Source organism: Variovorax sp. 01N429 (genome assembly GCF_056399425.1).
In genome coordinates, this window is sequence record NZ_JBFTRG010000004.1 from 355,612 (window position 1) to 371,941 (window position 16,330).

17 protein-coding genes are annotated in these 16,330 nt (G+C 67.8%); 13 read left to right on the forward strand and 4 right to left on the reverse strand.

The features are described 5' to 3' along the window. Window positions 1-6: 6 nt before the first annotated feature. The 3 genes from AC1DSF_RS09975 to AC1DSF_RS09985 are packed head-to-tail and all read left to right on the forward strand — an operon-like array spanning window position 7 to window position 2,900. Complete coding sequence (locus AC1DSF_RS09975; protein ID WP_478124582.1) at window positions 7-1,002, forward strand: Bug family tripartite tricarboxylate transporter substrate binding protein; 996 nt, start codon at window positions 7-9, stop codon at window positions 1,000-1,002. A 9-nt stretch (window positions 1,003-1,011) separates the two neighbouring features. Beyond that, window positions 1,012-2,067 carry an SDR family oxidoreductase gene (locus AC1DSF_RS09980; RefSeq protein WP_478124583.1) on the forward strand — a complete coding sequence of 352 codons (1,056 nt, stop codon included), beginning with the start codon at window positions 1,012-1,014 and terminating at the stop codon, window positions 2,065-2,067. Next, on the forward strand, window positions 2,064-2,900 hold the full coding sequence (locus AC1DSF_RS09985) for a sugar phosphate isomerase/epimerase family protein (RefSeq protein WP_478124584.1): 837 nt from the start codon (window positions 2,064-2,066) through the stop codon (window positions 2,898-2,900). The genes AC1DSF_RS09980 and AC1DSF_RS09985 overlap by 4 nt, the downstream gene beginning before the upstream one ends. Window positions 2,901-2,906: 6 nt before the next feature. Here AC1DSF_RS09985 and AC1DSF_RS09990 read toward each other — a convergent pair whose 3' ends face one another. From AC1DSF_RS09990 to AC1DSF_RS10000, 3 genes are read right to left on the reverse strand one after another with little or no spacing between them, the layout of a single operon-like run. Next, window positions 2,907-3,704: an enoyl-CoA hydratase/isomerase family protein gene (locus AC1DSF_RS09990; protein ID WP_478124585.1), complete on the reverse strand. Its 798-nt coding sequence runs from the start codon at window positions 3,702-3,704 to the stop codon at window positions 2,907-2,909. A 6-nt stretch (window positions 3,705-3,710) separates the two neighbouring features. After that, window positions 3,711-4,109 carry a Zn-ribbon domain-containing OB-fold protein gene (locus tag AC1DSF_RS09995; protein WP_478124586.1) on the reverse strand — a complete coding sequence of 133 codons (399 nt, stop codon included), beginning with the start codon at window positions 4,107-4,109 and terminating at the stop codon, window positions 3,711-3,713. Window positions 4,110-4,112: 3 nt separating this feature from the next. Then, window positions 4,113-5,282, reverse strand: coding sequence for a thiolase domain-containing protein (locus AC1DSF_RS10000; RefSeq protein ID WP_478124587.1), 1,170 nt, complete (start codon window positions 5,280-5,282; stop codon window positions 4,113-4,115). Between the two features lie 75 nt (window positions 5,283-5,357). Here AC1DSF_RS10000 and AC1DSF_RS10005 point away from each other — a divergent pair, with 75 nt between their 5' ends. Genes AC1DSF_RS10005 through AC1DSF_RS10020 form a run of 4 tightly spaced genes read left to right on the forward strand, consistent with a single transcriptional unit; the run spans window position 5,358 to window position 8,570 of the window. Then, window positions 5,358-6,131, forward strand: coding sequence for an SDR family NAD(P)-dependent oxidoreductase (locus tag AC1DSF_RS10005; protein ID WP_478124588.1), 774 nt, complete (start codon window positions 5,358-5,360; stop codon window positions 6,129-6,131). A 1-nt stretch (window position 6,132) separates the two neighbouring features. Next, window positions 6,133-6,930: an enoyl-CoA hydratase/isomerase family protein gene (locus AC1DSF_RS10010; RefSeq protein ID WP_478182764.1), complete on the forward strand. Its 798-nt coding sequence runs from the start codon at window positions 6,133-6,135 to the stop codon at window positions 6,928-6,930. 4 nt (window positions 6,931-6,934) lie between these two features. Beyond that, entirely contained in the window at window positions 6,935-7,807 is an 873-nt protein-coding gene (locus AC1DSF_RS10015) for a MaoC/PaaZ C-terminal domain-containing protein (protein ID WP_478124590.1), read from the forward strand. Between the two features lie 52 nt (window positions 7,808-7,859). Then, entirely contained in the window at window positions 7,860-8,570 is a 711-nt protein-coding gene (locus AC1DSF_RS10020) for a tyrosine-protein phosphatase (protein WP_478182765.1), read from the forward strand. Window positions 8,571-8,627: 57 nt separating this feature from the next. Here the strand turns inward: AC1DSF_RS10020 and AC1DSF_RS10025 are convergent, their stop codons facing one another. After that, entirely contained in the window at window positions 8,628-9,599 is a 972-nt protein-coding gene (locus tag AC1DSF_RS10025; RefSeq protein ID WP_478124592.1) for a Bug family tripartite tricarboxylate transporter substrate binding protein, read from the reverse strand. A gap of 82 nt (window positions 9,600-9,681) precedes the next feature. Between AC1DSF_RS10025 and AC1DSF_RS10030 the strand changes: the two genes are divergently transcribed. From AC1DSF_RS10030 to AC1DSF_RS10055, 6 genes are all read left to right on the forward strand, one after another. Next, complete coding sequence (locus AC1DSF_RS10030; protein WP_478182766.1) at window positions 9,682-10,740, forward strand: phosphotransferase; 1,059 nt, start codon at window positions 9,682-9,684, stop codon at window positions 10,738-10,740. Beyond that, a complete protein-coding gene (locus AC1DSF_RS10035; protein ID WP_478182767.1) occupies window positions 10,737-11,732 on the forward strand; it encodes an NADPH:quinone oxidoreductase family protein in 996 nt (331 codons plus the stop codon). Before AC1DSF_RS10030 ends, AC1DSF_RS10035 begins: the two co-directional genes overlap by 4 nt. 105 nt (window positions 11,733-11,837) lie before the next feature. Then, entirely contained in the window at window positions 11,838-12,929 is a 1,092-nt protein-coding gene (locus AC1DSF_RS10040) for an ABC transporter substrate-binding protein (RefSeq protein ID WP_478182768.1), read from the forward strand. A 19-nt stretch (window positions 12,930-12,948) separates the two neighbouring features. Beyond that, entirely contained in the window at window positions 12,949-13,815 is an 867-nt protein-coding gene (locus tag AC1DSF_RS10045; RefSeq protein ID WP_478124596.1) for a branched-chain amino acid ABC transporter permease, read from the forward strand. Then, window positions 13,812-15,608: a branched-chain amino acid ABC transporter ATP-binding protein/permease gene (locus AC1DSF_RS10050; protein WP_478124597.1), complete on the forward strand. Its 1,797-nt coding sequence runs from the start codon at window positions 13,812-13,814 to the stop codon at window positions 15,606-15,608. The genes AC1DSF_RS10045 and AC1DSF_RS10050 overlap by 4 nt, the downstream gene beginning before the upstream one ends. After that, window positions 15,605-16,318, forward strand: coding sequence for an ABC transporter ATP-binding protein (locus AC1DSF_RS10055; protein WP_478124598.1), 714 nt, complete (start codon window positions 15,605-15,607; stop codon window positions 16,316-16,318). Before AC1DSF_RS10050 ends, AC1DSF_RS10055 begins: the two co-directional genes overlap by 4 nt. The last annotated feature ends 12 nt before the right edge of the window (window positions 16,319-16,330 follow it).

Below are 16,330 nucleotides of genomic sequence, written 5' to 3' on the forward strand. Positions count from 1 at the left end.
CCTGTAATGCCCGCTCCGCGCCCCAGCCGTCGCGCCGCCCTGTTTCAGATCGCGGCGGGTGCTGCCGCCCTTGGCGCCTTTCCCGGCCGCCTGCTCGCGCAAGGGACCTGGCCAGAGCGCCCCATTACGCTGATCACGCCCTTCGGCGGTGCCGTTGACATCCTGGCCCGCCTGATCGCGGCCGATCTTGGCCGGCGCCTGGGACAGACGGTGGTCGTGGATCAAAAGATTGGCGGCTCGGGAACCATCGGTATGGCGGCGGTGGCCCGTGCACATGCCGACGGCTACACGATTGGAATGGGCACGACCACATCGCTAACCTCCGCACCGCATCTCATCAAGAACCCCGGCTACGACGTCGAGAAGTCGTTCACCTACCTGGGCCTGATCCAGACTTCGCGCCAGGTGCTGACGGTGTCGCCCAAGCTGGGCGTGGACACGCTGCAGGACTTCATTGCACTGGCCAAGGCCAAACCCGGCACGCTCAACTTCGGCTCGAGCGGTGTGGGCAACAGCATCCATCTGGCGGTGGAGCAGTTCAACGCGGCCGCGGGCATCAAGGCAGTGCATGTGCCCTTCAAGACGGGCAACGAGACCGACACCGCCATGATGGCCGGTGAAGTGCAATATACGATCGCGTCGCTCGCCACCTCGCTTCCGCTGATCCAGGCCGGGCGCATCAAGGCGCTGGCGGTGACGGGCGAGGGCCGCGATCCTGCCTTGCCGAACGTCCCTAACCTTCAGGAGTCCGGTCTGCAGGCGCGGATCCCGGATCAGCTCTTCGGCATGGTGGGCCCGGCCAACATGCCTGCGCCGGTGACGTCGAAACTTCTGAAGGCTGTGGCGGACATGCAGGCTGATCCTGCGTTCCAGGAGGCCGTGCGGCGCGGCGGAGGCGTGCCGTCGCAGGTGCACGGCGATGCCTTCCGCAAGCTCGCGCTGAGCGACAGTCAGACATGGGGCGATCTCATCAAGCGACTTGGCATCACGCTCAGCAGCTGAGGGTTCCGCATGCAACAGAAGAAGACGGCGCTGATCGCCGGCGCCAGCGGCATCGTGGGGCGCGGCATTGCCGAGCGACTGGTGGGCGAGGGCTGGCGCGTCTTGTGCGCGAGCCGTTCGGGCGGCGGCGCCTTGTCCGGAACCGAAGGCGTGGCCGTGGACCTGGTGGATGCGGCCGCCTGCGCGCGGGCTGTCGCGCCGCATACGGGGATCACGCACGTATTCCACGCAGCCTTCCAGCCGTCGCCCAGCCGCGCGGCGGAAGTCGCACCCAATCTTGCGATGCTGCGCAATGTGGTGGAGGCGGTGCAGCGGGCCTCGCCGGCGCTGCGCAAGGTGGTGCTGGTCACGGGCGCGAAGTTCTACGGCATCCAGTGGGGTGCGAGCCCCACGCCCTGTCGCGAGAGCGATCCGAGACAACTGCCGCCAAACTTCTACTACGACCAGGAGGACTGGCTGCGCGAGGCCGGCCGCGGCGCACGCTGGCGCTGGGTCAACCTGATTCCTCCCTTCGTCTCCGGTTACGCCATCGGCAACCCGATGAACCTGGTGCTCGGCATCGGCCTCTATGCCGCTGTCTGCAAGGAACTGGGCATGCCGCTGCGCTTCCCCGGAAGCGCGCGTGCCTACGAGGCGTTGCACCAGATCGCGGACGCGCGCCAGATCGGCGCCGCCGCAGCGTGGGCCGCGGATGCGCCCGCGGCGGAGGACGAGGCTTTCAATGTCACCAACGGAGATCCGGCGCGCTGGCGACAGACCTGGCCGGTGATTGCCGAAGCGCTCGCCATGCCTTGCGCCGAGCCGAAGACGCTTCCGCTTGCGGACCTGATGCCGGCGCAGCAAGCCGTGTGGGATCGCATCGCGCAGCGTCACCGTCTGCGGACGATCGACATCGGCCAGATCGTCGACTGGCGATGGATGGACTACATGCTGCGCCAGGCGCACGACATCGTGCTGGCGACGGCGAAGATCCGGCGCGCCGGCTTCCACGACTGCATCGAGACCGATGCGACGCTGGTGCAGCGCCTGCGCGAGCTGCAGGCCGCTGAGGTGCTGCCGGCATGAGCAGCAATCGCCGCTGCCGGGAAGTCCGCGCGCTCACGTTCGGCTTTCTCTCGCTCGGTGCGCAAGCGGCGCCGCTGGATGTTCTCGCCGCGGCTGCCGAAGCCAGCTTCGGCGCGGCGGGACTGCGCATCAGTGGGCGCAATCCCGGCGACCCGTGGCCGGGACCCGGTGCAGACGGAGATGGCTTCGAGCAGCTACGCGCGCAGGCCGAGGCGTTGTCGGTCCGCGTCTCCAGCATCTCCGGCTACTACATCTCGGAGAAAACGAACCTGTCGCACCTGCTCTCGAACGTGGAAGCCGCACGCCGCCTCGGCGCGCCGCTGATCTCGCAGGGATGCTTCGAGCCCGACCTGGCGCGTGTCGGCGAGTTGCTGCGCGACTACGCGCGCACTGCCGCCGATGCGGGCGTGCGCATCGCGCTCGAGTTCATGCCCATGAGCACGCTCAAGTCGATCGCCGATACGCAGCGCGTGATCGCCGACAGCGGCGGCCGCAATGTGGGCCTGTTGATCGACTCGCTCCATCTGGCGCGTTCGGGCGCGGGCGTGGCCGATGTGCGTGCGCTCGACCCTGAATGCATCTATCTCACGCAACTGTGCGATGCGCCTGCGGTGCGTTCGCCAGCGACAACCCTGTTCGATGAGGCGATGGCAGGCCGCATGTACCTGGGGGACGGCGGCCTGGATCTGCGGGGGCTGGTGGCGGCCCTGCCGCCGGATGCCGAGATCGAGCTGGAAACGCCGGTTGTTGCCGACGCTGCGTTACCGCCCGCTGAGCGCGCACGACGCGCAGCGAAGAAGGCCGAGGCCTTCTTCTCATCTCATTTCGGCTGACGGGCGTCAGCCCCGCGCGGACTTCAGGCCGCCGAAGGCGGGGCGTTGCTTCCCGAGAATGGCCTCGATCTGCGCAGCCGGTTCTGGCGCCGCGAAGGCGGCGGCTTGGCTCGCCGCTTCGAGTGCGAAGGCGCTCTGCCGGTCGCCGTCGAGCGAGGCATTCAGCATCGCCTTGGACAGTGCCACCGCGGTCGGCGCAGCCTGGGCCATGCGCTCGGCCATCTCTCGCGCACGCGTTTCGAGCGCTTCGCTCGCGTGCACTTCCATCACGATCCCGAATTCGCGGGCTTCCTCGACGCCGACGTCGCGGGTGGAGAACACCAGTTCCTTCGCGCGCTGCAACCCGACCACGCGTGGCAGCAGGTAGAGCGCGCCGAGGTCCGGCACCAAACCCAGCCGCAAATGGGCCATGGCGAACTTGGCGCGCGGGCTGGCGATGATCATGTCCGCGCACAGCGCCAGCGCGAAGCCCGCGCCGATGGCCGGACCGTCGATGGCGGCGATCACGGGGCAGCCCACATTCAACAGGTCGTCGGTGAGCCGAAGACCGGCGTTGATTCGCCGCTGCCAGTAGGCGGGGCCCGCATCCGCATGTTCCTGCAGTGCGTGGAGGTTTCCACCGGCGCAGAAGGCGCCCGCGCCACCGGTAAGGACGAGCGCACGCACCGCCGGGTCATTGCGTACCTGCTCCAGCACCGCCATCAGATCGGCGCGCAGCGCAACGTCCAGCGGATTGTGGATCTCGGGTCGGGCGAGGCGAACCCAGCCGACCGCGTTCTCCAATGAGAAGTCGAGCGTTTCCATGTCCACTCAGGCCGGCCTGAACATCGGGACCATCGCGCCGCCCTCGGCGGGCTTGAACGTGACCTCGACGCGTTGGCCGATCTTCAGATCATCGAGATCGCAGTCGACGATGTTGGTCAGCATCGTGATGCCCTCGTCGAGGGTGACATAGGCGATCGCGTAAGGGATGGGGCCGCCGCGGCGCGTGACGCTCACGCTGTAGATCGTGCCTCGACCCGAGAGGCTGCACCACTCGGTCTCGCCCATGCAGAAGGGGCAGAGGACGCGCGGGTACCAATGGACCTTGCCGCAACTGGTGCAGTGCCGCGTGCACAGCAGGCCTTCCTTGGCTTGTGTCCAGAAATGCCTGGTGGCGGCGTCGACATGCGGAGCCGCCAGCGCCCGGTCGGTGAAGGGAGTGGTCATCGCTTATTGCCTTTCCATGATCAGGGTTGCGCTGCCGTGGCGCGAGCCGAGCAGGCCACCGGTGCCCTGGGCCAGGGCCAGGGTGCAGTCGGGCACCTGGACCTTCGGGTGCGCTTCTCCGCGCAGCTGGCGCACGGCCTCGATCACCTTCGTGATGCCGCCTCGGTTGGCCGGATGGTTGTTGCACAGGCCGCCGCCATCGGTGTTGAAGGGAAGCTTGCCGACGCCCGAGATCAGATTCCCATCGGCCACGAAACGGCCGCCTTCGCCCTTCTTGCAGAAGCCCAGGTCCTCCAGCTGCATCAGCACCGTGATGGTGAAACTGTCGTAGATCGATGCGTACTGGATGTCGCTCGGACTCACGCCCGCCTCCTTGAACGCGATGGGACCGGAGATCGCCGCGCCGGACCAGGTCAGGTCGACCTGGCCGCCGAGCTGGCCCTTGATGGTCTCGCCTGCGCCGAGCACATTGATCACCGGGCGTTTCAGACGCGCAGCGATCTCGGGCCGCACCACGACCAGCGCGCCACCGCCGTCGCTCACCACGCAGCAGTCCAGCTTGTGCAGCGGGTCGGAGATCAGGGGCGAGGCCAGCACCTCCTCCACGGTCACCGGCTCACGCAGCATCGCATTCGGGTTGTGCTGTGCGTGGGCGGCGGCGGCTACCTTGATCCAGGCGAGCTGTTCGCTGGTGGTGCCGTACTCGTGCATGTGGCGGGCTGCGGCCAGCGCGTACATGTTCACGGTGACGGGGTTGTACGGCATCTCCCAGGGCACGTCCGGCGTGTCGGCCGTGACCAGTCGCGGCGCGACGCCGATCGATCCTTCGCTGCGCGGGCGGCCCGCAAGAGTCACCAGCGCGACATCGCACTTTCCGGTGGCAATGGCCTGCGCTGCGTGCGACACGTGGATCAGGTAGGCCGATCCGCCGGTGTCGGTGCTGTCGACGTGGCGCAGCCGGGTCAGGCCCAGGTAGTCGGCCATGCTGTTGGCACCCAGGCCGGGCGCGTCGCCGGCGCAGAAGTAGCCGTCCACGTCCTGCAGGGTGAGGCCGGCATCGGCCAGCGCGCCGCGGGCACATTCTGCGTGCAACTGTGCCACTGTCTTGTCGGGGGCCTTGCGCGTCGGGTGTTCGTAGGCGCCTGCGATGCAGGCCTTGCGTTTGATGGTCATGTGTTTGCTCCAGTCACTGTTCACAAGTAGGATATCATTGGTTCAACCATCGGACAATCAACAAGGAGCATCAAAGTGGATCCCATCGTCAGCCTGCAAGGGCGCACCATCGTCGTCACCGGCGCCGGCCAGGGCATCGGTAAGGGCATCGTGGAACTGGCCATTGACCTGGGGGCCAACGTGGTAGCCGTCGATCTCAATGGTCAGACGCTGGACGCCGCGGTCTCGCCGCTGCCCCAGGCGCGCGTGCTCGCGGTGCAGGGCAGCGTGGCCGATCCGGCCGTGGCCGACCGCGCCGTGGCCGATGCGGTCGCGAAGTTCGGGGCGGTGCATGGCCTTGTCAACAACGCCGGCATCATCCGCCCGGCCATGATCGACAAGATGACCGACCAGCAATGGCAGGAGGTGATCGACGTGCACCTCACCGGCTCCTTCTACTGGATGCGTGCCGCAGGCCGGCACATGGTCGAGCGGGCCAAGATCGGCGACAAGACCGGCGGCTCGATCGTCAACATCTCGTCCGACGCCGGCCGCAAGGGCTCGATCGGCCAGATCAATTACGCGGCGGCCAAGGCCGGCATGCTGGGCATGACGATGACGGCGGCGCGCGAATGGGGCCGCTACAACATCCGCACCAACTCAATCTGCTTCGGCGTGGTGGAGACACCGATGACGGAAGTGGTGCGCGGCGAGAAGTTCCGCGACCAGATGCTCGCCCAGATTCCGCTGGGCCGCTGGTCCACGCCGGGCGAGGTGGTGAAGAGCGTCTGCTATCTGCTGTCGGATGGCTCGAGCTATATCACGGGCCAGCATCTGGGCGTCAACGGCGGCTTCCACATCAGTCTCTGACATGGCGGGCGACAACGTCCTTCTGGAGCGCGCGGACGGCGTGGCCGTCCTCACGCTGAACCGGCCGTCGGCAAAGAACGCCATCGACATCCCCACCACTGACGCGCTCGTTGCTGCCCTGCGCGCGTTGCGTGTCGACGATGACATCCGCGCGGTCGTGCTGACCGGTGCAGGCGGCGATTTCTGCGCGGGCGGCGACGTCAAGGGCATGGCCGATGGGGGCTCGCGCACCCTCGAGCAGCGCCGCGCGGGCATGGCCCGCTATGCCGAACTGGCGCGCGCGTTGGCGGCGCTGGACAAGCCGCTGATTGCCGCGATCGACGGCGTCGCATTCGGAGCGGGGCTCAGCATGGCGCTCTATGCCGACATCGTGCTGGTGAGCACGCGGGCGCGGTTAGCGATGGTTTTCCATCGCATCGGCCTGGTGCCGGATGTGGGCGCCTGGTACCAGTTGCCACGCGTGGTGGGATTGCAGCGAGCCAAGGACCTGATCTACTCGGCGCGCGAGTTCGGCGCCGAAGAGGCGCTGCGCATGAACCTGGCGCTCGAGGCTCTCGCACCGGAGGCTCTGATGCCGCGTGCAATGCAACTTGCTCGCAGCCTGGCCGACGCGTCCCCTACTGCCTTCAGCCTCTCCAAGCGCGCGCTGGCCGCGACGCTGCAGAGCGATCTGGACACCATTCTGGACATGGAGGCTTCCTCGCAGGCGATCGCCTCGTCCAGCGCGTACTTTCGCGAAGCCATCCGCCGCTTCGCCGCCAAGGAGCCGGCGCAGTTCCGCTGGCCGAACAAGGATTGAACCCATGATCGACTACGAGAAGACCAAGGCCTGGCGCTCCGGCCCTGTACGCCAGAGCTATACCGAGCGCGACACCATCCTCTATGCCTTGGGCGTCGGCTTCGCGGCGGACCCGCTGGCCGTGGAGGAACTCCGTTTCGTCTACGAGAAGGAACTCCAGGCCGTGCCGACCATGGCCGCGGTACTGGCCTCGGCCGGCTTCTGGATGCGTGATCGCAAGGATCTGGGCATTGACTACCTGAAGCTGGTGCACGGCGAGCAGGGCGTGACGATTCATTCGCCGTTGCCCGCCTCCGGCACGCTGATCGGCGAGAGCCGCGTCACCCGCATCGTCGACAAAGGCCAGGGCAAGGGCGCAACGATGCATGTGGAGAAGACCCTCAGCGACGAGGCCAGCGGCCGGCTGGTTGCCACGGTCGAGATGGTGCTCTTCCTGCGTGGCGATGGCGGGTTCTCGAAGAGCGGCCGCGGTGACGAACCCCCGTCCGCTCCGGCCGCAACGCCGGATTCGGCACCTGATCTGACCATTGAACTGCCGACCCGCGCGGATGCGGCGATGCTGTATCGGCTCTCCGGCGACATCAACCCGCTGCACATCGACCCCGCGGTGGCCGCAAAGGCTGGCTTTCCGCGGCCGATCCTGCACGGCCTCGCGACCTATGGGAATGCGTGTCGTGGCATCCTGACCCGGTTCTGCGGGCACGATGCGTCGCGCATGAAGTCGATCCGCGCGCGGTTGACTTCGCCGGTCTATCCCGGCGAAACGCTGGTGCTGGATTGCTGGCGCATGGGCTCGGAGGAGGTCGCCTTCCGTGCGAGCGTGAAGGAGCGCGGCGTGCAGGTGCTTGCCAACGGGCGTGCTGTCCTGGGTGCCTGATGCGGGCCGTCATTGCGGCGCGATGAACATGTCATCGCATGCAGCGCCCGTCGTGGCGAGCGTGCCGAACCTGCGCGACCTGGGCGGCATCGGCACGGCGTCGGGTCATCTGGTCGCGCCGGGGCGGCTCTGGCGTTCGAGCCATTTCGGCGCGATACCCGACGACGATCTGATCGCGCTGCGTGCCATTGGATTCCGCTCGGTGGTTGACCTGCGCGGCACGGACGAGCGGAAGCACACGCCGTCGCGCCTGGTGCAGTCAGGGATCCAGGAGGTGCATCTGCCGATCGAGCCGCGCGCGATGGGCGCGCTGCGCCAACTGCGCGAGGCCGGCCAGGCCGACACTTCCGCGCTGACTGCCATCATGTTCGAGGTCTATCGCCGCTTCGCGCACGAGCACGCGCCTGTCTTCGCCTCGCTCCTGCGGCTGGTTGCCGACGAGGCAACGCCCCTCCCATTGGTGATTCACTGCACCGCGGGTAAGGACCGCACCGGCTGGGCGGCGGCGCTGTTGCTGCTCGCGCTCGGAGTGCCGCGCGAAGCCGTGTTCGATGACTTTATGGCGAGCAACGGACGTTGGCGCATGCACGGCGCCTCGAGCGACTGGGCGCTGCTGGCCGCGGTGCGCGCCGAATACATGCAATGCGCATTCGACGAGATCGACAGTCGCTGGGGCTCGATGAACGCCTATCTGGAAGGCCCCCTCGGTCTTGATCGCCAGGCACGCGAAAGGTTGTGCGCGCGCCTGCTCGTCAACTGCTAAGGACGCAGATACCGCGATCGAACCGCTGCAACCAGAGTCGCAGCGGCTTTTGCTCGGCTAGAGCTTTACGCGCCCCGCGTCCACCAGCTTCTGCGTGAGTGCAAGCTGGTCCTTCATGAAGCGCTGGGTCTGGTCGGCGCTCCATGGCGTCGGCTCGAAGCCCAGCTCCAGCAGCTTGGCGCGCACATCCGGCATCACGAGAATACGGCCCATCTCCGCGGTCAGCTTGGCGACGATGGCCTTGGGCGTCTTCGCTGGCACGAAGGCGGCGGCCCAGCCGGGCATGTCGACTTCCGGATAGCCCAGTTCGGCGAAGGTCGGCACGTCGGGGTACGCGGGAAAGCGCGTAGCGCTGGCGACGGCCAGCGGCTTGATCTTGCCGGGATAGCGATTCACGCCGCCGACCGATACCACCGCCGCATCGATCTGGCCTCCCAGCAAATCCTGCAGTGCAGGCGTCTCGCCCTTGTACGGCACGTGCACGGTGTCGATGCCGGCGGCCATGTTGAACAGTTCGCCGACGAAGTGGCCGCCCGAGCCCTGGCCATAGGAGCCATAAGAGAGTTTGCCGGGGCGCGTCTTGGCGAGCGCCACGTACTGCTTGAGGGTAGAGGCGGGCAAGCTTTCGCGGATGCCGATCGCGATTGGGGTGAGCGCCAGCATGCCCACTGGTTGCAGGTCCTCCATCCGATAGCCCGGCTTCTGCATCAGCACCGTATTGCTGAGGAGTGCGCTGTAGCCGATCAGCACGGTATATCCATCGGCCGGCGCCTGCGACACCGTGGCCGCGGCGATGGCGCCGCTTGCGCCGGACTTGGTTTCGACGATGCAGGGCTGGCCCCAGGCCTCGGTCAGCTTCTGGCCGATGAGTCGCATCATGGTGTCGTGGCCCCCGCCGGCCGGCGTGGGAATCACGAACTTGATCACCTGCGAGGGGAAGGGCTGCGACTGCGCCTGCGCGAGCGGCAGGACGCCCGCACCTAGCGAGCCGAGTGCGGCTGCGAGCGTCTGGCGTCGGGTGAAGTTCATGGCGGTGTCTCCTTGTGTGATGGATGCAGCTGCTATACGATCGTCGTGCGATCATTGGTTCAACCATAGATTAAACGACAAAGTGAACGATTCATCCACCCCTCCAATCACGGCGAATGGGTTCAATGCGGCGCAGGCGAGCGCGCTCGATGCGTTCATCCGGCGCGAAATCACTGGCTTCGACGGCGCGCTGCGGGTGCGGCAGGTCGAAGGCGGACAGTCCAATCCCACCTTCATCGTCGAGGCGGGCGCACGGCGGCTCGTGCTGCGGTGCAAGCCGCCCGGCATGCTGCTTCCTTCGGCCCATGCGGTGGAGCGCGAGTTCCGTGTGCTGCGCGCGCTCGAAAAATCGAACGTGCCGGTGCCGCGTGCATGCGTGCTGTGCGAAGACCCGGCTGTACTGGGCAGCACCTTCTACCTGATGGACTTTGTGGAAGGGCGCATCCTCACCGACCAGACCCTGCCAGGCATGGCTCCCGCCCAACGCCGCGCGCACTACGCCGAGATGGCCCGCGTGATGGCCGCGCTCCATGCGGTGGACTGGCGTGCGCGCGGTCTGGCCGACTTTGGCCGCGAAGGCCGCTATGTCGAGCGTCAGATCGAGCGCTGGACTCGCCAGTACCGCGCGAGCGAGACCGTCCGCATCGAGGCGATGGAGCGGCTGATCGAATGGTTGCCGGCGCATGTGCCGCCGCAGGAAAGCACGTCGCTCGTGCACGGTGACTTCCGGCTCGACAACCTTGTGTTTCACTCGAGCGAGCCGCGCATCGTCGCCGTGCTCGACTGGGAACTCTCCACACTGGGAGATCCGCTGGTGGACTTCGCCTACCACTGCCTCGCCTGGCGGCTGCAACTCGGAACCCATCGCACGCTGGCCGGGCTCGACGCCTTGCCTGAGGGCATTCCGACCGAAGCGCAGCATGTGGCTGACTACTGCCGCGCAAGCGGCCGCGCCGATGCGCGCATCGCGCACTGGCACTACCACCTCGCGTTCAACATGTTCCGTCTTGCTGCCATCCAGCAGGGCGTGGCCCGTCGCGCGCTGGACGGCAACGCCGCCAACAGCCGAGCGGCTGCCGTTGCCGCGCGCGTTCAAGCAACTGCCGAAGCCGGCTGGGCGGCGACAAAGGAGACCCGATGACGAGCAACCTGCCTCCATCGATGCGCGCGTGGCGCGTCGAGGAAATCAGCGAGGGTGGCCAGATGCATCTGCGCGACGTCAAGGTGCCCCAGCCCGGCCCCGACCAATACCTGGTGCGGGTCGAGGCCGCCGGCCTTGCGTTCGGCGATACGTTGATCGTGCGCGGCAAGTACCAGATCAAGCCGCCGCTGCCCTTCACGCCCGGTTCCGAGGTGCTGGGCACCATCGTGGCGGGAGAAGGTGGCGAACTGCCGGTGGGCACGCGCGTGGCGAGTTCTTCCAGGCAGGGCGGCTTCGCGCAGTACGCGCTGGTGCCGCGCAGCGAGGCGATCGCGATCCCTCAGGACATCGACCCGGGGGAAGCACTTGCATTGCGCAGCAACTATCCCACCTCGCTGTTTGCGTTGCGCGTGGCGGGGCGCCTGCAAGAAGGCCAGACGCTGCTCGTGCATGCCGCCGCGGGCGGTGTTGGCAGCGCCGCTCTGCAACTCGGCAAGCTGATGGGTGCGCGTGTGATCGCTACCGCGGGCGGGGCGCGGAAGGCGCAAGCCTGTCTCGACGCGGGCGCGGATGCCGCGCTGGACTATGGCGATCCCGGGTGGGTCGATGCCTTCCGCAAGATCGCCCCCGGCAGCGCTGATGTGATCTACGACCCGGTGGGTGGCGAGGTCGGCGCGCAGAGCCTGCGCTGCCTCGCCTTCGGCGCGCGCTACCTCGTCATCGGCTTTGCGGCCGGCGCGCTCACACAGCTGCCGGCCAATCGGCTGCTGCTTCACAACGCCAGTGCGGTGGGTGTGCTGTGGGGTGAGGTGCGCAAGCGCGACCTCGCGCTGGCGGCGCAGCTCACGCAAGAGGTCTATGCGTGGCATGCGGAAGGCCGTATCCGCCCCATGCCCGGGCCATTGTTTGCCTTCGACGACGCATGCGCGGCCCTGGCCGCGCTGGAAGGCCGATCCACGGTGGGCAAGGCTTGGCTTCGTGTGCCGCACTAGCAGCCGCTCTCCGTACTTTCCCCGATGCGGTCGCCATTGATCCGATACTTTAATGGTAGAACCATTAAGGAGACAAGCACTATGCGCAGAATTTTTTCTCCCGCCGTGCGCGGCCTCGTTGGCGCGGGCCTTGTCGCCGGTCTGCTCGCGAGCGCGCCCGCGTTCGCGCAGGAGATCAAGATCGGCGTGCTCTATCCGATCAAGACCATGCTCGGCCAGCAGGGCCGTAACGGCGCGGAGATTGCCGCCGAGATGATCAATGCCAACGGCGGCGCGCTGGACGGCCGCCCACTCAAGCTGGTGGTGTACGACGACAACTACCAGCCCGCCGATGCCGTGGCCGCGGCGCGCAAGCTCCTAAGCGAAGACAAGGTGCCGGTGATCGTCGGCGCGATCAACACGGCGGTGTCGCTCGGCGTGACGCAGGTCGCGCAGCAGAGCGGCGCGGTGTTTCTCGCCGCCGTCACGAAGGCACCGCAGGTCACCGACTACGACCGTGCATTTCGCTTCAATCCGCTGGTGTCCACCGATGGCGAGGTCTTCAACCGGTACCTCAAGGACAAGGTGGAGCCGCAGCGCATGGCGGTGGTGGTGGAGAACGGCGACTACGGCCGCTCGATCATCGCGAGCATGAAGGGCAGCTTCGGCAGCGCGGTCGTGGCCACCGAGCTGTACGACATCCTGAAGCAGACCGACTTCAGCACGATCGCCGCGCGCGTGAAGGCGGCCAGCCCCGACGTGGTGTGCATGGCCTTCTCGGCGCCGGAGCAGGGCGGCAGCCTGCTGCGCACGCTGGTCGAGGCGGGCGTAAAAGCGAAACGCTGCATCCTGCCCGGCTCGGTGACGCCCGCGCTACTGCAGGTGGCCGGGGCGGCGGCAGAGGGTGCGTTCACGCTGGACATCTGGGCGCCGACGATGAACACCGAAACCAACCAAAAATTCGTCGCCGCCTACCAGGCCAAGTACAAGGCGATGCCCGGCAAGGTGGACTTCCTCGGCTTCGAGAGCATGTGGATCCTCGGGCAGGCGATCCGCTCGGCCGGCACCGTGACCGACACCGCCAAGCTGGCCGTCACCCTGCGCGAGGGCACCTGGGACTCGCCGCGCGGCAAGGTGCGCTTCCCGGGCAATCAGGCGACCTCCGACAAATGGGTCGTGCTGGAGGTCAAGGACGGAAAGATTGCGACCGGCGATTGACGAAAGCGACGCCGAAGCCATGACTGACGCGCTGCTTCAGCAACTGCTCAACGGACTTTCCATCGGCTTCGGCTATGCGCTGATCGCGCTGGGGCTCACGCTCGCCTTCGGCGTGCTGCACATCATCAACTTCGGCCACGGCGAAGTGGTGATGCTGGGCGCGCTCACGGTGGTGCTGGCGAACAAGCTGCTGGGCCTGCCCTATCTCGCTGCGCTGCCGCTCGCCATGCTGGTGGGCGCCGTCGTCGGCTGGATATTCGATGCGCTCGCGGTGTCGCCGCTGCTGCGGCGTGCGGACGGGCGTACCGACATCCTGCTCACCACTTTCGCGGTCGGCGTGCTGTTCAACCAGGCCGTGCTGTCGGTGTGGGGGCCGGCACCGGCGCGCGTCGACGGACTGCAGGGCCGTATCGAACTGGCGGGCGTGGGACTCAGTGCGCAGCGCCTGTTCGTCATCGTGGCGAGCATCGCTGCGCTGGTGCTGTTGGGCCTGCTCGCGCGCCGCACACGCTTCGGCGTGGAGATGCGCGCGCTCGCGCAGAGCGAGCATGCCGCGCGCGTGGTGGGCATCGATGTCAAGTCGGTCGGCACCCGCGCCTTCCTGCTGGCCGCGGTGGTCGGCGGTCTCGGCGGTGCGCTGCTGGCGCCGATCACCTCCTACTCGCCGATGCTGGGGCAGGCGGTGCTGATCAAGGCCTTCGTGATCGTGGTGCTCGGCGGGCTGGGAAGTGCGGGCGGCGCCGTGCTGTGCGCACTTGCCGTGGGCGTGCTCGAGGCCATGCTGGGGCTCGTGATGGAAGAGGGCTTGGCCGCGGCCACGGTGTATTCGCTGATGCTGGTGGTGCTGCTGGTGCGGCCGCAGGGTCTCGCAGGGGTGGCGCGATGATCCGCACCGTGCGCGACATGCTGATCGGTATCGCCGCGGCGGCGCTGCTGGCGAGCGTGATCCGCTCTCCCTATCTGCTGGACGTCGCCGCCTATGCCGCCGTCCTCGCGATCTTCGTGCTCGGCGTGTCGGTCACCTTTGGCCAGTTGGGCTACGTGAGCTTCGGGCATGCGGCCTTCCTCGGGCTGGGTGCGTACACCGTCGGCATCCTGGTCACGAAACTCGGGTGGAACTACTGGCTTGCGGTGCCGCTGGGCATCCTGCCCGGCCTGCTGCTCGGAGGCTTGGTGGGTATCGTGTCCGCGCGCCTGAGCGGTGCCTACTTCGCCATCGCGACGCTCGTGGTGGCCGAGATCCTCGTGCTGCTGGTGGTCAACTGGGTGGACCTCACGCGCGGTCCCATGGGGCTGATGGTGACGGCACCGCCGCTGCCCTTCGTGCAGGGCGTGGGCTGGAATGCGCAGCAGGGCTACTTGTTCGCGGTGGCGGCGGCGCTCGCCATCGCCTTCGTGGTTTTGCGCAACCTCCGCGACAGCGCAACCGGACGCGGCTGGACTGCGATCCGCGAAGCGCCGGCGCTCGCCGAGTCGCTGGGCATCGCGACCGTGCGCTCGCGCGTGCTGAACGTCGCGCTGTCGGGTGGGCTCGCTGCATTGGCCGGGGCGCTTCTCATTCCGAAGGTGTTCGTGCTTTCGCCCTCGCTGCTCGGCGTGAGCTACTCGGCCACCGGCATCCTGGGCGTGATCCTTGGCGGCAAGGCGACCCTGGTGGGGCCCGTGCTGGGCGGGGCGCTGTTCGCGATCATCCCCGAGGGGCTGCGCTTTCTCGGTGATCTCAACTTCGCGGCCTTCGCACTCATCCTGCTCCTCGCGGTGCGCCTGCTGCCAGGTGGGCTGGTGGGCTGGTTGGTCACTCGGCCCGCTTTCCCGCGATGGCGCGTCGCGCGCGCCGCGCGCGAATTCGATGCATCGCAGCCCGCGCCTCTTGCAGCCCGGCCGCATCGTGAAGGCATGGTGCTCGAAGTCGCGGGCGTGAGTCGTCATTTCAAGGGACTCAAGGCGGTGCAGGATGTGTCGTTCGACGTGCGGGCCGGCGAGATCGTGGGCCTCATCGGGCCCAATGGCGCCGGCAAGACCACGCTCTTGAGCATGCTGTCGGGCTTCCTGCCGGTGAGCGCCGGTGCGATCCGCGTGCGCGGGCGGGACATCGTGGGGCAACCGGCCCATCGTGTCGCGCGGCTGGGCGTGGTGCGCAGCTTCCAGCAGACCGCGCTTTGCGCCGGGCAGACGGTTGCTGCCAACATGGCAATCGCCAGCCACCTGCACCGGCCGGGCGGGTTCTGGGGCTCGCTGTTGCGCGCGCCGCGCTGGCGTGCGCGCGAGCGGCAGCGCACCGCGCATGCGCTGGGCTGCCTGGCCGAAGTCGGCCTGCTGGCGCGCCGAGATGACGTGGCGGGCAGCCTGCCCTACGGCGAACAGAAGCTCCTGGGTGTGGCGATGGCTCTGGCCACGCAGCCTGAACTCCTGCTGCTCGACGAGCCAGCCGCCGGCCTCAACCAGGTCGAGGCGACGCGTCTGGCCCAGGTGCTGCGTGGCCTGCGCGACAAGGGCATGACGCTGATCGTGGTCGACCACAACCTGAAGATGCTGATGTCGTTCGTCGACCGGGTGGTGGTGCTGCACCATGGCGTGAAGATCGCCGACGGCGCGCCGGGCGCGGTGACGCGCATGCCGGATGTGGTGTCGGCCTACCTGGGCAGCACACCCGCGTCGTGCGAGGAGCTGGCTGCATGACGGCACCGCTGCTGCAAGTCGAAGGCCTCGATGTGCGCTATGGCGAGACGCGGGCGCTCGTCGGCGTGAACCTGACGCTCGGTGCACGCGAGGTCGTGGCACTGGTCGGTGCCAATGGCGCGGGCAAGTCGTCGCTGCTCAATGCGCTGCTGGGCTTGGTTCCACACGCTGCCGGCGCGGTCGCGATCACCGGCAAGCGCATCGAGACGCTGCCCACGCGCGAGCGCATCACCGCCGGTCTGGCGCTGTCGCCCGAGGGCCGGCGGGTGTTTCCGGACCTGTCGGTCGAGGAAAACCTGGACCTGGGCGATCTGGGCCGCGATCCGGCTGCGCGGCGAGAACGGCGCGAGAGCTTGTATCGCTGGTTCCCGCGTCTGCGCGAGCGTCGGCTGCAAATGGCGGGCACGCTGTCCGGTGGCGAGCAGCAGATGCTGGCGATCGGCCGCGCGCTGATGGCACAGCCGCGCGTGCTGATGCTGGATGAACCCACGCTGGGGCTCGCGCCGCTGATCGTGCAGGAGATCGCCGCCTTCATCCGCCACATCCGCTCGACCGGCGTCTCGGTGCTGCTGGCCGAGCAGAACGCCGAGATGGCGCTGGCCGCCGCCGATCGCGCCTACGTGCTCCAGAACGGCGAGGTGGTGATGAGCGGCAGCGCCCGCGAACTGGCTGCGCATCCGGATGTGCGCGCCGCATACCTGGGCCTGTAGATGCGCCAAACG